The sequence below is a fragment of the Streptomyces sp. UF-297 genome, from assembly GCF_058245575.1.
The window spans coordinates 124,867-139,779 of record NZ_JBSIBZ010000004.1 but is presented as its reverse complement, the minus strand read 5'-3'; the positions used below and the strand labels follow the sequence as shown (position 1 = coordinate 139,779).

The 14,913-nt window shown below is 69.8% G+C and carries 12 protein-coding genes; 5 read left to right on the top strand and 7 right to left on the bottom strand.

What is annotated here, in order from left to right:
• Positions 1-5 precede the first annotated feature (5 nt).
• The 3 genes from AC4IJH_RS04485 to guaA all read right to left on the bottom strand — a co-directional run bounded on the left by AC4IJH_RS04485 (position 6) and on the right by guaA (position 3,192).
• Positions 6-791: a class II aldolase/adducin family protein gene (locus AC4IJH_RS04485; RefSeq protein WP_490850165.1), complete on the bottom strand. Its 786-nt coding sequence runs from the start codon at positions 789-791 to the stop codon at positions 6-8.
• Positions 792-907: 116 nt separating this feature from the next.
• Positions 908-1,492, bottom strand: a complete 585-nt coding sequence (locus tag AC4IJH_RS04480; RefSeq protein ID WP_490850164.1) for a Uma2 family endonuclease — start codon at positions 1,490-1,492, stop codon at positions 908-910.
• Between the two features lie 116 nt (positions 1,493-1,608).
• Positions 1,609-3,192, bottom strand: a complete 1,584-nt coding sequence (gene guaA / locus AC4IJH_RS04475; protein ID WP_490850163.1) for a glutamine-hydrolyzing GMP synthase — start codon at positions 3,190-3,192, stop codon at positions 1,609-1,611.
• A gap of 284 nt (positions 3,193-3,476) precedes the next feature.
• On the opposite strand from guaA, the gene AC4IJH_RS04470 reads away from it, so the two are divergent.
• Positions 3,477-3,830, top strand: coding sequence for a chorismate mutase (locus AC4IJH_RS04470; protein WP_490850162.1), 354 nt, complete (start codon positions 3,477-3,479; stop codon positions 3,828-3,830).
• Between the two features lie 854 nt (positions 3,831-4,684).
• Here AC4IJH_RS04470 and AC4IJH_RS04465 read toward each other — a convergent pair.
• The 4 genes from AC4IJH_RS04465 to AC4IJH_RS04450 form a co-directional block, all read right to left on the bottom strand.
• Positions 4,685-6,481: a GMC family oxidoreductase N-terminal domain-containing protein gene (locus AC4IJH_RS04465; RefSeq protein WP_490850161.1), complete on the bottom strand. Its 1,797-nt coding sequence runs from the start codon at positions 6,479-6,481 to the stop codon at positions 4,685-4,687.
• A 51-nt stretch (positions 6,482-6,532) separates the two neighbouring features.
• Positions 6,533-8,170, bottom strand: coding sequence for a succinic semialdehyde dehydrogenase (locus AC4IJH_RS04460; protein WP_490850160.1), 1,638 nt, complete (start codon positions 8,168-8,170; stop codon positions 6,533-6,535).
• A 145-nt stretch (positions 8,171-8,315) separates the two neighbouring features.
• Positions 8,316-10,064 carry a serine/threonine-protein kinase gene (locus AC4IJH_RS04455; protein ID WP_490850159.1) on the bottom strand — a complete coding sequence of 583 codons (1,749 nt, stop codon included), beginning with the start codon at positions 10,062-10,064 and terminating at the stop codon, positions 8,316-8,318.
• Between the two features lie 90 nt (positions 10,065-10,154).
• Entirely contained in the window at positions 10,155-10,862 is a 708-nt protein-coding gene (locus tag AC4IJH_RS04450; protein WP_490850158.1) for an MmyB family transcriptional regulator, read from the bottom strand.
• Positions 10,863-10,924: 62 nt separating this feature from the next.
• Here AC4IJH_RS04450 and AC4IJH_RS04445 point away from each other — a divergent pair, with 62 nt between their 5' ends.
• The 4 genes from AC4IJH_RS04445 (at position 10,925) to AC4IJH_RS04430 (ending at position 14,854) form a co-directional block, all read left to right on the top strand.
• Positions 10,925-12,472: a recombinase family protein gene (locus AC4IJH_RS04445; protein WP_490850157.1), complete on the top strand. Its 1,548-nt coding sequence runs from the start codon at positions 10,925-10,927 to the stop codon at positions 12,470-12,472.
• Positions 12,469-12,825 carry a hypothetical protein gene (locus AC4IJH_RS04440; RefSeq protein ID WP_490850156.1) on the top strand — a complete coding sequence of 119 codons (357 nt, stop codon included), beginning with the start codon at positions 12,469-12,471 and terminating at the stop codon, positions 12,823-12,825. The genes AC4IJH_RS04445 and AC4IJH_RS04440 overlap by 4 nt, the downstream gene beginning before the upstream one ends.
• A 383-nt stretch (positions 12,826-13,208) precedes the next feature.
• Complete coding sequence (locus tag AC4IJH_RS04435) at positions 13,209-13,808, top strand: hypothetical protein (protein ID WP_490850155.1); 600 nt, start codon at positions 13,209-13,211, stop codon at positions 13,806-13,808.
• Positions 13,809-14,620: 812 nt separating this feature from the next.
• On the top strand, positions 14,621-14,854 hold the full coding sequence (locus AC4IJH_RS04430) for a hypothetical protein (protein WP_490850154.1): 234 nt from the start codon (positions 14,621-14,623) through the stop codon (positions 14,852-14,854).
• Positions 14,855-14,913: the final 59 nt, after the last annotated feature.

Here is a 14,913-nt window from a genome sequence, read left to right as displayed (position 1 = left end):
CAATCTCAGGTCAGCAGATCCGGTTCGCTGCGGGTGATCTGCTGGTACAGCGGCTGGTAGTTGATCCACGCCACCAGGTCGCCGCCGAGCTGCTCCCTGGTGTGCACGGCGTCCTGGTGCGCGATCTGTACGGGCTTGCCCGCCGCCTTCGCCGCCAGCTGCACCTTGCAGGACCGTTCCATCGCGAGGAACCACCACGCCGCCGCGTCCACCGAGTCGCCGACTGTCAACAGCCCGTGGTTGCGCAGGATCACGGCCTTGTGCGGCCCCAGCGCGGCCGCGATCCGCCGCCCCTCCTCCTCGTCCACCACCACGCCCGTATAGGCGTCGTAGAGCGCGTGGTCCTCGTAGAACGCGCAGACGTCCTGGGTGATGGGGTCGAGCAGTTCCCCCAGCGCGGACAGCGCCCGCCCGTAGGTGGAGTGGCTGTGCGCCGCCGCGACGACGTCGGGGCGGGCCCGGTGCACCTGCGCGTGGATCGCGAACGCCGCCTGGTTGACGTGGTAGCGCCCCTCGACGACCTTCCCCTCGCCATTGACCAGGATCAGGTCACCGACCGTCACGTGCCGGAAGGACATCCCGAAGGGGTTGACCCAGAAGCAGTCGGTGAACTCCGGGTCCCGCGCGGTGACATGGCCCGCGACCCCCTCCTCGTACCCGAACCGCCCGAAGATGCGCAGCGCCGCCGCCAGCCGCTCCTTGCGGTACTGCCGCTCCTCGCGCACCGACACGTGCCGCGGCGGCAGCGCGAACTGCAACTGGTCGGTGGGTACCGGCGTCGGCTGGGGCATCACGGCTCTCCTCACAGACACACACGGGCCTCCCCGCGGAAGGTACCTTCCGGTATGTCGGGTGAACAGGCCTGTGCCGTATGGGAGTTGTGAGGAGGCGGAGGGAAGGTCTCGCGTTACAGCTTGTCGATCTCGGTGAGGTCGATGTCGATGTCGAAGGGGGCGGAGAGCTTGATCCGGTCCTCGAAGGTGCCGAGTGACTTGTACGTCCGCGAGATCATGTCGAGCTCGAAGGCGTGCACGACCGGCTGCTCCTGCTCACCCACCATCTCGACCCGCCAGAAGTACGGAATGCCTGCGTCTGCGTACTTGTGAGGCTTGGTGTCCCGGTCACGGGACTCGGAGTCCGGCGAGACCACCTCGACCGCGAGCAGCGCGTCACGTACCGCGAAATAGGTCTGCGCCCGCCGCCTCACCGCCGGCGCACGGACGACCGAGATGTCGGGCTCCGGGCCGTTGCGATTGTCGAGCACGACGGTCATCTCACGCACGACCTTCATCTCCGGCGGCGCGGTACGGCGCAGACCGTTCATCAGCAGGTCGATCGCGATGCTGTGGAAATATCGCTGCGGGCTCACAAAAACCAGACTCCCGTCGATCAACTCCGTGTGCGGCGGGAGGTCGGGCAGCGTCAGCAGGTCGTCCACGGTGTAGCCATCCGGCGGCGGGACCGGCCAGGAATGCGCGATCTCAGCGGTCATGGTTCCTCCCATAGACGGGATTCTGGGCCGTACGGCCAGCGTACCCACCGGATACGACAACGCCGCCGCTCACACGAATGAGCGGCGGCGTCGGCGCTGACCGGGCTATGCGGGGATCACTCCCACTCGATGGTGCCCGGCGGCTTGGACGTGCAGTCCAGGACGACGCGGTTGACGTCGGCCACCTCGTTGGTGATGCGGGTGGAGATCTTCGCCAGCACCTCGTAGGGCATGCGGGTCCAGTCGGCGGTCATCGCGTCCTCGGAGGAGACCGGGCGCAGCACGATCGGGTGCCCGTAGGTGCGGCCGTCGCCCTGGACGCCGACCGAGCGGACGTCGGCGAGGAGCACGACCGGGCACTGCCAGATCTCGCGGTCCATGCCGGCCGCGGTCAGCTCCTCGCGGGCGATGGCGTCGGCCTCGCGCAGCAGGTCCAGGCGCGCCTTGGTGACCTCGCCGACGATGCGGATGCCCAGGCCCGGGCCCGGGAAGGGCTGGCGCTGGACGATCTCGTCGGGCAGGCCCAGCTCGGCGCCGACCATGCGGACCTCGTCCTTGAAGAGCTGGCGCAGCGGCTCGATGAGCTTGAATTCCAGGTCTTCGGGGAGCCCGCCCACGTTGTGGTGGGACTTGATGTTGGCGGTGCCGGTGCCGCCGCCGGACTCGACGATGTCCGGGTAGAGCGTGCCCTGGACCAGGAACTCCACGGGCTGGTCGCCGGGCGCCTCGGCCACGATCTCGGCCTGGGCCTGCTCGAAGACGCGGATGAACTCGCGCCCGATGATCTTCCGCTTCTCCTCGGGGTCGGAGACCCCGGCCAGGGCGGACAGGAAGCGCTCGGAGGCGTCCACGACCTTCAGCTGGACGCCGGTGGCGGCCACGAAGTCCTTCTCGACCTGCTCGGTCTCACCCTTGCGCATCAGGCCGTGGTCGACGTACACGCAGGTCAGCTGGTCGCCGATGGCCTTCTGTACGAGGGCGGCGGCGACCGCGGAGTCCACGCCGCCGGACAGGCCGCAGATCGCGCGCTTGGAGCCGACCTGCTCGCGGATCGCGGCGACCTGCTCCTCGATGACGCTGCCCGTGGTCCAGCTCGGCTCGATGCCCGCGCCGCGGTACAGGAAGTGCTCCAGGACCTGCTGGCCGTAGGTGGAGTGCATCACCTCGGGGTGGTACTGGACGCCGTACAGCTTCTTCTCGTCGTTCTCGAAGGCCGCGACCGGCACGACGTCGGTGGACGCGGTGACGGTGAAGCCCTCGGGCGCGGCCGAGCAGGCGTCGCCGTGCGACATCCACACGGGCTGCTCGGCGGGGGTGCCCTCGAAGAGGGTGGAGGAGGTCTTGGAGACGGTCAGCGGGGTGCGGCCGTACTCGCGGGCACCGTTGTCGTCGACGGTGCCGCCGAGGGTGGTGGCCATGAGCTGGAAGCCGTAGCACATGCCGAAGACCGGGACACCGGCCTCGAACAGGGCGCGGTCGACGCTGGGGGCGCCGTCGGCGTAGACCGACGAGGGGCCGCCGGAGAGGATGATCGCCTTGGGGTTCTTGGCGAGCATCTCGGCCACCGGCATGGTGGAGGGGACGATCTCGCTGTAGACCCGCGCCTCGCGGACGCGACGGGCGATGAGCTGGGCGTACTGCGCGCCGAAGTCGACGACCAGGACGACGTCGGGGGCGGCAGCAGGGGACGCTGATGGCACTTCGGCGGCCTTCCGGCGGTTGGGGCTTTGGAGATACCCCCAATACAGGGGGATTCGCGGGGTTGGACTTTCGATTCTAACGGGCCCATACTGAGCCCCATGTCCAAGCACATGACCTTCGTCTTTACCTATGGCACCGGCCCGTCCGGCTGCCATGGTCGTGCTGCTTGATCACTGACAAGCGACTTCCCAGGCGCCCCGGGCCTTCAAGGCCCGGGGCGCTCTGTTTTTCTCCGGCTCGGGCCAGTGGTTCCGGGGGCCGCACACCCCCAGGAGATACGGCTATGAGCATCCGCACCGCCACCGAGCCCCGCACCGCTGCAGGCACCCGTACCGCCACCGAGCCCCACGCAGCCGCCCGCGCGGCCACCGACACCGGCGCCCGCACCGACGAGGCCGCGAGCACGATCACCGACGCGCGCGGCCGCATCGACGATCTGGACGGCCGGATCATCGGGCTCGTCCAGGAACGGATGGCCGTCTCGGCCGTCATCCAGCGCGAGCGGATCGCCTCCGGCGGCCGGCGGGTCAGCCTCTCGCGCGAGATGGAGATCCTGGCCCACTTCAGGGACCAGCTCGGCAAGCCGGGCACGGCGCTGGCGATGACCCTGCTCGAACTGTGCCGCGGGCGGATCTGAGTTCGGTCGCCGACTCACCCGTACGGCGCCGTGACGGGCGCTGCCGGCCTTCGTTGTTCCCGGTGCCACGCCAGCCAGGCGCGGCCTGCAGGTACTACGCGTAGACGCCGCCCCGAGGGCGGAACACCGGAGCGATGAGACGCCGACCGAGTTGAAGCGGTCCGCGTCGTGGGACCTCGCCCCGGTGCCGTGACCGGACAGCAGGGGACAGCAGCCCGGTCACATCCGATGGGGCGGTCGGTCCCGGGGACGCCTGGGACCGACCGCATCCGGTCGAAACGGTTGCGTCGGATGTGGCGCATCCAGCACGATGCAGGAAGAGCCGGACCCGCGCCCGGTATGGACTGTGACCCCGCCAATGGTCCAACCACCGCGCAGCGCAAGGACCTTGAACCCGAAGAGTTCCGCCCTCTCGTCAAGCCCCGCCCGCCCGAAAGCTCCGATCTCTCGCAAAGCCAGCGGCGCCATCCCCCCCGGCGCCGCCCGTCGGCCCCGACGCTGCCCTGACGTCGGCGCGCCGAAAGCCAAGGGCCCCGCGGCCTCCGCCCCCCCTCGCGGACGGCACCCGGGGCCCTTCGCTGTGCATCCTTGCGCCCATCGCCTTCGCCTCGCCGTACCGCACGCACTACGAAGGACGTGTACTTCCGGGTGAAGGCCGACGGCAAGGCCGAGCGCCGCAGGGCGGTGCGCGGCAGCTGCCCGCCGAGGGCAGGCTCGCCGCGACCGGATCGCCCTCCGCGCTGCCCGCCGTCGCCGGGGGCGCCGCGCCGCTGGCCGGTGCGGGGGCGGTCTTCGCGGTACGCCGCCGCCGGGGCGGCCGCAGGTGACACCGGCGCCGCGCTGCCGCCGCGCTCTCACCGCTTCCTCGGCGGCACCTCCGGCACCGGCAGGAAGGGCAGCTTCAGGGCCGCGTACGCCTCCTTGGGTACGGCGGGCCGGACCGGCTCCACCGGCGCCACCCGCTCGTAGCCGCGGCCCTGCGCCGGGCGCGGGTCCCTCTCGCCCTTGTTGGGCCACAGCGACATGGCCCGCTCGGCCTGTGCGGTGATGGTCAGGGAGGGGTTGACGCCGAGGTTGGCGGAGACCGCGGAGCCGTCGACGACCGAGATGCCGGGGTAGTTGAAGAGCCGGTGGTACGGGTCGATGACGCCGTGGTCGCTGTCCTCGCCGATGGGGCAGCCGCCCAGGAAGTGCGCGGTCAGCGGGGTGCCCATCAGCTCGCCGATGTTGCTGCCCGCGAAGCCGTTGATCTCCTGGGCGATCAGGGTGGCCGCGCGGGTGGCCTCGGGGATCTGCTGGGGGTTGGGGGCGCCGTGCCCCTGCCGGGCGGTCAGCAGGCCCTTTCCGAGGCCGCCGGGCTTGCGGTAGGCGGTCAGGGAGTTGTCCAGCGACTGCATGACCAGGCCGATGACGGTCCGCTCCGACCAGCGGCGGTTGGACAGGGAGCGCAGGAACAGCAGCGGGTGGCGGGCGCAGTTCGCGGCCCAGGCCAGGGCGAGCGGAGCGCGCGGGTTCAGCGGTACCTGAAGGGTCGTCAGGCTGCCCATGGCGTTGGAGCCCTTGCCGTAACGGACCGGCTCGATATGGGTGTCGCCGTCGGGGTGGATGGAGGAGGTGATGGCCACGCCTCGGGTGAAGTCGGCGTCCGCGCCCGAACTCACTTTGCGGTAGCGGCGGTTGTCGGTCTGCGCGCCGACCAGCGCCTCGGAGTTGGTACGGGTCAGCTCGCCCAGCCGCGCGGAGATGCGCGGCAGCATCCCGTTGTCCTTCATCGTGTGCAGCAGGGTCTGGGTGCCGTACGTACCGGCGGCGATGACGACATAACGGGAGGTGAACGTACGACCCTTGCCCTTGCGGCGGTCGTCGGTGGGCAGCGTCCCGACGGCGTAGCCGCCGCGGGAGTCCTCGGTGACGGTGACCACGGACGTCATCGGGTGGATGACGGCGCCGCCCTTCTGGGCGAGATGCAGATAGTTCTCGTTGAGGGTGTTCTTCGCGCCGTGCCGGCAGCCGGTCATGCACTCGCCGCACTCGGTGCACGCCCTGCGCGCGGGGCCCTGGCCGCCGAAGTAGGGGTCGGCGGCCTCGGCCCCGGCGGCCGCCCGGGTGGCGCCGTCGGCGTCCTTGCCGTCGCCGAAGAACACCCCGACCGGCGCCAGATGGAAGGAGTCGCCCACGCCCATCTTCTCGGCCACGGCCTTCAGATGGACGTCGTGCGGCGTCATGGTCGGGTTGAGCCGCACGCCCAGCATCCGCTGCGCCTGCTCGTAGTAGGGCGCCAACTCCTGCTTCCAGTCGGTGATATGGCCCCACTGGCGGTCGCGGAAGAACTGCTCGGGCGGTACGTAGAGGGTGTTGGCGTAGTTCAGCGAGCCGCCGCCGACCCCGGCGCCCGCCAGCACCATCACCTTGCCGAGCAGGTGCACGCGCTGGATGCCGTAGCAGCCCAGCGCGGGAGCCCACAGGTAGTTGCGGATGTCCCAGGAGTTCTTGGGCAGGGTCGTGCGGGTGAAGCGGCGGCCGGCCTCCAGGACGCCGACGCGGTAGCCCTTCTCCGTCAGGCGCAGGGCCGAGACCGCCCCGCCGAATCCCGAGCCCACCACGAGCACGTCGTAGTCGTACCTGTCGCGGGCAGCGTCGTCCTGTGCCACGTGCTCTCCTCACAAGAAGGTTTCAGCAAAACGGCATACGGCTCGCGGGGCTCAGCGCAGCCGCAGCGCCTTCATCGCGCGCAGGCTGCGCGTCATGAACTGGGCGTACTGCTCGTCCGACATGCCGAAGGACGGGGCCAGCGGCATCAGGCGCTGGTGGGCGACGGTCTGCGCCTCGGTGTACTTCAGGATGCCCTCGGCGCCGTGGCGGCGGCCGAGTCCGGAGTCGCCCATGCCGCCCATGGGTGCCTGGACGCTGCCGTATCCGGCGGCGTACCCCTCGTTGACGTTGACCGTGCCGGAGCGCAGCCGGGCGGCGATGGCGCGGCCGCGCCGCCCGTCCTTGGTCCACACGCTCGAATTGAGGCCGTAGGGCGTGCCGTTGGCGCGCTCGACGGCCTCGTCCTCGTCGCTGAAGCGGTAGACGGAGACGACGGGGCCGAAGGTCTCCTCGGTGCACACCGCCATCGGGCTCTGCACGCCGTCCAGGATGGTGGGTTCGTAGAACAGCGGGCCGATGTCGGGCCGCGGGCGGCCGCCGGCGAGCAGGGTGGCGCCCTTGGCGACGGCCTCCTCCACGTGCCGGGTGACCGTCTCCAACTGGCGCTCGCCCACCAGCGATCCCATGTCGGCGCCGTAGGCCAGGGCGTTGCCCAGCCGCATGGCCTTCGTACGGGCCGCGAAGCGCTGAAGGAAGTCCTCGGCGATGGACTCGTGGACGTACAGCCGCTCGATGGAGATGCACAGCTGGCCGGCGGAGGAGAAGCAGGCGCGGACCGCGCCGTGGGCCGCCTTGTCCACGTCGGCGTCGTGCAGCACCAGCATGGCGTTCTTGCCGCCCAGTTCGAGGGAGCAGCCGACCAGACGGGCGGCGGCGCCCTGGGCGACCTCGCGGCCCGTGCGGGTGGAGCCGGTGAAGGAGACGTAGTCGGCGTGGCGTACGACCTCGGGGCCGACGACGGGGCCCTCTCCGATCACGACCTGCCAGACGTCCTCGGGCAGCCCGGCCTCGATCAGCTGCTCGCGGGCCCACAGGGCGGTCAGCGCCGTCTCGGTGTCGGGCTTCATCACCACGGCGTTGCCCGCGGCGAAGGCGGGCAGCGCGTCGCCGACCGACAGCTCGAAGGGGTAGTTCCAGGGTGCGATCTGGCCCACCACGCCCTTGGGCTGGCGCAGTTCGGTGACCTTGGTCAGGGTCGGCACGACGCCGGTGCGGGAGCGCGGGCGCAGGTAGGCGGGGGCCTTGCGGCCGTAGTGGCGGGCGGCGACGGCGACCGCCTGGATCTCCTCGTGGGCGTGCAGCCGGGCCTTGCCGGTCTCCAGCTGGATCAGGTCCAGCACCTCGGCCTGCCGCCTGAGCACCAGGTCGTGGAAGCGCAGCAGGACGGCGGCGCGGCGACGGGCGGGGACCTGTGCCCAGCGGCGCTGCGCGGCGCGGGCCCGCTCGAAGGCGGTGGCGACGTCCTCGGGGGTGGACTCGGGCAGATCGGCCAGCTTCTCGCCGGTGTACGGGCTGTGGTTGGCGGTGCGGCCGCTGCCGGTCACGCCGCGGGTCAGCCGGGTCACCATCTCGGGGGTGACCACCTCGGCGGCGCTGCGGGTCCCCGCCACTACGGGGGCGACGGGGTTGCCGTCGGCGGGGGCGGCGGGGCGTACTGCGGTGGCGTGCGCGTCTGGCGAGTCCGTCATGACGGCGAGCGTATTCCTCCGCGTGCCCTTTATGTACCCGGCAGTAATGAGTTTTCCTCATCGCGCCAGTAATCGCTGGCCGTACGGGTGCTGTGCTGGCATGTTCCGCATGGCACGGGCCTGCGGGCGGGCCCCGCAACGGAGTTCAGCCGCCCGCGCCGATCACCTGGAACGTGTCCAGCGCGGTGTCGAAGTGACGTTTGGCCGCGGCCCGTTCGCCGACGGGAGCGGAGATCCACACGTCGTACATCCGCCCGCCCTCGTTCCAGCTGAGGTCGTAGGTGTGCCGTGGGCCGCCGTCCTCGGGCCCGCCGTTCCACACGAACTCCCACAGCGCGGCCTCGAATCCGTTGTGCGTGGTGCGGGTGACCTCGCCCGCGCGGTAGCCGGGGTAGGTGTCGGGCCCCTTGGCGTCGGCCGCGCGCATGGTGCCCAGCGGGCCGCCGGGCCCCTGGGGCTGGAGGTGGATGCCCAGCCGGAAGCGCTTGCCCGGCGAGTAGTAGTAGACGCGGGGCTTCTCGTAGGAGCGGGTGAAGCCCTCGGGGACGGCGAGCGCGAAGCCCGCCGGGTCGCGCAGCAGGCGGTAGCCGGACGGGGCCTTGGCGGTGAGGGTGGGAGCGGGCGGAGAGGGGGAAGAGGGGGGCGTCGGTCCGGGTGTGGCGGAGGCGCTGCCGGGGCCGGGCGTCGGGAGGCTGTGCGACTGGGTGGGCCGGCCGTCCCTGTCGCCGTCCGCCTCACCCCGGTTCAGTACGAGGGCGGCGATCCCGGCGCCCGTACCGGCCAGCACGAGCGCGGCCAGCGCCGCGATCAGGACGGCGCGGGCGCGGCCGGTGTGCGGGCGGGCGGCGGCGGCCAGGGCGCGGTCCGCGAGGGCGTCCGGTATCGGGACGCCCGGGGTGCGGCCCGACGGCAGGCGGGTGCCGGGCGCCATGCGGCTGTGCGTACGGTCACCGGGGTGCGGCACGGGCACCGGCGGCCGGGCCGGGGCCAGGGCGGGCACGGCGGCGGGGTCGGGCGAGCGGCCGGAGTGCAGATAGCCGCGCAGCAGCAGCTCGGTGTCGGTCACGCCGAGGCGCGCCGCCGGGTCGCGCTCCAACAGGCCCCGTACGACGCCCTGGAGCGGACGGGCGGCCTCGGGGAGTTCGATCGCGTCGTGCACGACCGCGTGCAGTACGCCGCCCAGCGAGTCGCGGCGGAAGGGCGATACGCCGCTGAGCGCCACGCACAGCAGGACACCCAGCGACCACAGGTCGGCCTCCGGGCCCGCGGCCTGGCCCGCCATCCGCTCGGGTGCGGTGTACTCGGGCGAGCCGACGAAGGCGCCGGTCTCGGTGAGCGTGGTGACGCCGGGGACCTGGGCGATGCCGAAGTCGGTGAGCACGACCCGGCCGCTGCCCGCCTCCAGCAGGACGTTGGCGGGCTTGATGTCGCGGTGCAGTACGCCGCGCGCGTGGGCCACCCGCAGCGCGCCGAGCAGCGCCACGCCGATCCTGGCCGCCTCGCGCGGGGCGAGCGGGCCGCCGGTGGACAGGCGGTCGGCCAGCGAGCCGCCGTCCACCAGCTCCATGACGATCCAGGGGCGGTCGTCCTCCTCGACGACGTCGTGCAGCACTATCACGCTGGGGTGCTTGATCTGCGCGACCGTGCGGGCCTCGCGCAGCGTCCGCTCGCGCTGGACGTGCGCCTCGGCCTCGCTCAGGCCGTCCTCGCAGTGGAGTTCCTTGACGGCCACCTGGCGGCCCAGGAGCTGGTCGGTGGCGCGCCAGACCGTGCCCATGCCACCGCGGCCCAGGCGTGCGCCGAGGAGGTAGCGGTCGGCCAGCAGCCGCCCGTTGCCCTGACTGCCGCCGTGGCTACGGGCCTGGTCGTGGCCCTCGCCCCCGAAGCTCCCCATGGGGGCCATCTTGCCCCACCGTCATCGAAGCGGAAGGTGGGGCACCCCATCCTTTGGCCCCGACTTGGCCGTACAGTATTCAACTGCCGTTCAGGCCGGGGCTTTTGTCCCCTCGGGCGCGGGGCTCAGCGCCGCGAGACGGGGCAGTTTGCGCGCGGTCTCCTCGTCGGCGGGCAGGCAGGAGATGAGCGTGGTCCCGGGGGCGCCGAGCGCGGCGAGCTTGGCGTAGTCCAGGACCAGCGAGCCGAGCCGCGCGTGGTGGAACTCCCAGCGCGCGGAGCGGAATTCCGCGATGTCGTACGCGACCCACCACGTACGGAACTCCTCGCTGTGCTCCAGCAGTTCGCCGGTGACCCGCTCGAACTCCGGGTCGCCCGGGTGCCGTCCGGCCGCGGCGCGGTACTGGGCGAGCAGCGCCCGCGCCTGGCCGGGCCAGTCGACCAGCAGCGTGCGCATGCCCGGCTCGGTGAACACGATCCGGATCAGGTTGCGTTCGGCCGCCGGGCGCCCGGCCGGGTCGCCGATCAGCGCGGCCTCCGCCGCGTTCCAGGCCAGCAGGTCCCAGTTGGGCGCCAGCAGATAGGACGGGTGCGGATCGAGCGCGTCCAGCAGGCGCCGCAGGACGGGGTCCGGGCCGCTGCCCGCCGCCGGCACCGGCTCGGGCTCCGGCAGCGGCTCCCCCGCGAGCGCGAACAGATGCCGCCGCTCGGCCGGGGAGAGCAGCAGCACGCGGGCCAGGCTGTGCAGCACCTGGCGGCTGACCGTGATGTCCCTGGCCTGCTCCAGGGAACTGTTCACCGCCTAGGACATGACCCCGGTCACACGGCAGGCACGTCCTAGGGCAGCTCCCCGGAGTGCGAATGTCCGCGTCTTTGCTGGTCAAGCCTGATGTTGTCCGCCCCATGCTGGTCACTGCGGCCGGTGCGATGGTGTCGTCTCACTCACTCGGGGACGTAGTGAGCACCACTACGAAGACCCCCGTCCCTGTCCGTCCCGCGCTGGCGTTCTCGCTGCGCTTGTCCCGTTCCTCTGATGAGTCGTCCTCTCTGGACGTGCAGCTTCGCGCGTGCTGCCTCAAGGCTGAGTCCCTGGGTTTCAGCGCCGAGGAGATTGCCGATGCCGTAGCGAACGCCTACGTGGACGATGGCGTGTCCGGTGGCAGTGCGCTGGAGTCCCGCAAGGGCATGGTCCGGATCATGGCGGACCGTCCGGCGTGCGTGATCGCGTGGAAGCTGGACCGCTTCGCACGGTCGGTCTCCGAGTTCGACAAGCTGATGGCGTGGGCCGACTCCAACGGCATTCGGCTGATCACCTCGGACGGGCTGTTGGACTCCGCCGACACGTCGGGCACGGGCCGTCTGGTCGCGCAGATCATCGCTGCCGTTGCTGCCTGGGAACTGGGCATGATCACCGAACGCAGCGAGGCGGCGCACGAGGAGCGGCGCACGCAAGGCCGCTGGATCTCGGGTAAGGCTCCGTGGCCGTACCGGATGGAGCGGCGGGACGGCAAGGCATACCTTGCGGAGGACCCTGAGGCGTTCGCACTGTGCCGCAAGCAGATAGGCAAGCTGCTCGCCGGGGGTAAGGGCGGTTCCCTCGCCGCGACGGCTGAGCCCCTTCCCATCGGCCGTCAGCAGTGGCGCAAGCTTCTTCGCGGTGTGGTGCTGCGGGGGTGGCGTGAGTACAAGGGTGAGCTTGTCACCGAGGCGGACGGTGTGACCCCCGTGCAGTACGGACCCGAGGTCATCGACGCCGCGACCGCCAAGCGGCTCAAGGATCGGCTCAAGGAGCTTGAGGCCGGGGAGCGTGCCGAACGCCGGGACGCCCCGCCGCTGGCCGGTCATGTCCGCTGCTCGCATGGGTGCGCTATGAACGGTGGTCTGTCGTCCCGCAAGCGCCCGCTCTACAAGTGCGAGAACGGGCACGGCTCGATCATGGCGGACCGCGTAGAACCTTTGGTGCGCGGGGAGTTCGCCGACCGTTTCGGGCATGAGCCGCTGTTCGTCGTGACCTATTCGGGAGGCGTGGACCACTCCGGGGAGCTTGCCGACTTGGCAGCGAAGCGGGAACGGATCACGCGGGCCGTGGGCATGGTGGACGGCCCCGCGCTGGAGACGCTGACGGCGCAGCTCACCGACCTTGAGGCCACGTACGCCCGTCTGACGGCTGAGCATGACCCGGAGGTGACCGAGACCTGGACGGCGACGGATCAGACATTCATGGACGCGTTGGCGGAGCTGGACGAGGGCAGCGTCGAGGAGCGCGCGCTACTCGCCGGGAAGGGGCTCAAGGTCACGGTCTACCCGACCAAGGAGGCCCCCGACAGTGGCCGTGTGGCCCTGACGTGGGACGTGCCCGGTACTGTCCGGTCTGAGCAGCTTGTAACGACTCTGGAGACCGCAGCATGACCCGCCCCACCCCCGCAGAGATGGCCGCCGAAATCCGCGCCATCGTCCGGCAGCGCGAGGCGGAGGAGTCCGCCCTCCGGGAGCGCGAGGAGCGTGAGGCGGAGGAGCGGCGGGCCGTCGAGGCGGAAGCCAAGGAGCGGCAGCGTCAACGTGAGGAGCGGGCCCGGCAGGAACGGGCGGAGCGTCGGCAGCGTGAGCGTGAGGCGGCCCGTGTGCGCGCTGAGCGGGAGCAGGAGAGGGCGGAACGGCAGGCGCAGGCAGATACGGCCCGGAAGCTCCGCGAGGAGCGCGAGGCGCGCATGAGGGCGGCTGTTGCCCGGCAGCGCGAGAGGGACACCAGAGACGCCCCCTGACGGCCGCTGGGAGCCCCGGTGAGGACATACCCGCCGGGGCTTTCTCATGCCCTCAGACAGCCGCTCAGTGGTTCGCGTCCCTCTACCTGGCGTCTGGCTCGCTCGGAGACTTCGAGGCACCTTTGCCCCGGCTTCCCGGCCGGGGCTTTTGTTCGCCCTGCCTTGTGCAAGTAATGCAACTTCGGAAGGGGAATGCAGAGTGTCGAAACGCTCCCCGACTTTGTTTACCCAAGGGCGTTCAAGCTCAATGTTAACTTGCCTTACTTGCATAACCCCTGTTCAGAGACTATTTCCCCTACTGTGCTCCTTGCTCAGTTCTGGCTCATCCCTAGCTTTTCCCTTGCTCAACAGCGGGGGTAACTATCCAGAGTTGTGAGGTTTCCATGGTTGCCATGGTCCGAAGTGAAAACATTCCCGATCTCGTTGACGTGCTGACAGGCGCAGCACGCTGCTATGCGCCGCCTGTGCTGTGGAGTGAGTCCGCGCATCGCTGGATCTCTGCCGCTCCGCCGCACGCTCCGATTGATCCGGCGCTGTGGCGTCCACGGATGGCGGAATGGCTGTACGCACTGGCTCATGAGGGGCCGGAGGTGTACGGGCTTCCTGATGGACCAGAGAGGGCCGGAGGACGAGCGCTGTCGTTTGGTAGCGGCTTTCTAAAGTGGCACGACGTGGCCGAATCAATCCGTTATCTCTCTGGTCCGATCACCCGCGATCTCAAGGAGATTCTTTCGGGTGATCCGGTGTTTCGCCGTGAGGCTGCAATGACGCCTGAGCGCTGGCTTTCGCTGTGTGAGCAGTCGGCGGGCGGCTTCACCTCTCGCGCTGATCTGTGGGCGGAGTTCTGTGGTGCCGTTCCTGAGTCGGCCATTGGTCAGCGCGCATTCCTGGTGTTGGCGCGTGAAGTCCTGGGCAGGGACGGCCGGTTTGGCCCGCGTGGCGCTAAGGGGCCGTGGGGTTTTCGGGTGACCCTGCCTCGCTGATCGCCTAGGAACGTTCCGATATGCCCCGGCTGGCGTCCGGGGCTTTTGCATGTCTGGAGTTTGCTTTGAGTGAGCGTCGTACGGTTCTGCGTTTGGTGACGTGTCGTTGGGAGGGGTGCGGGAGGCAGTTCACGACTCCGCGTAAGCCGGGCCGTCCGCCGCGCTATTGCCCGCCCCCGTCGCGCTGTTCAGATATGGCCCGTGGCCGTGTCGCTGTTCCGGCGGAGTTTCATAGCTCGAACAAGGGTGGCCGTCCACGTAATCCGGTTGCGCTGTCGTTTTATGACGAGTGGTTGTGTTGGGCGCGCGCCGTGTGGATCACTCTGGATGAGTTCGTTGATGACGCTCTCCGGGTGCATCTGAACTCTGTGTCTGCACTGATGTCGGAGCCTCCGCCTGGTGGTCGTTCTGGGTCTCGTGCGGACGCTGATGAGTTGGCGCTTTCGGATCTCTTTGAGTCGGTGGGGCAGGGTGCTGACTGGTCGTCGGGGGCTGTGGTGAATTGGCGCGCTTGGGTGGATGATTCGCGTAATGACACGGAGGAGAATCTAGATCATGAAGCGTGGTTGTCTGAGCGGTTGGAGGATTGGCCGCGTGGCCTTAAGGCTGGTTATACGTCGTCTCGCCGCATTAGGGTGATCGGCTCGAATACCTAGCTGCGTTACCAGGTGCATGAGAGGAGCGATCCTCTTGCGGCCACTCTCCGGTTGCGTTCTTCATGTTCTCCTTTTCCTGGCAACTGCCCCCGTTTCTCCTTTCACTGGGAGGGGCGGGGGTTTTTGCTGTTTCTACACTTCTAGGGATTCTCTTTCATGACTGATTACCAGGTTTCTGACCTTCGCGAGCTTCAGCGTCTTCACGCTCTGGCGAAGGATGTTGAGGACCGTATTGCCGATGCGTACTCGCGCCGCTTTGAGGTGATCTCCGAGTTTGGCCCTGACAGCGTTGAGGCCAAGTTCATTTGCAAGCGGGTGGCGGAGCAGGTCAAGGCGCTGCGCGCTGAGGCCCGTCTTGTTTATGGCGAGATTGAGGCTGCGAGTGTCTGAGACTCCGATTCCCACCCCGGATGACGCCGTTGCAGCGCACGCGGAGAAGAAGGCGCGCG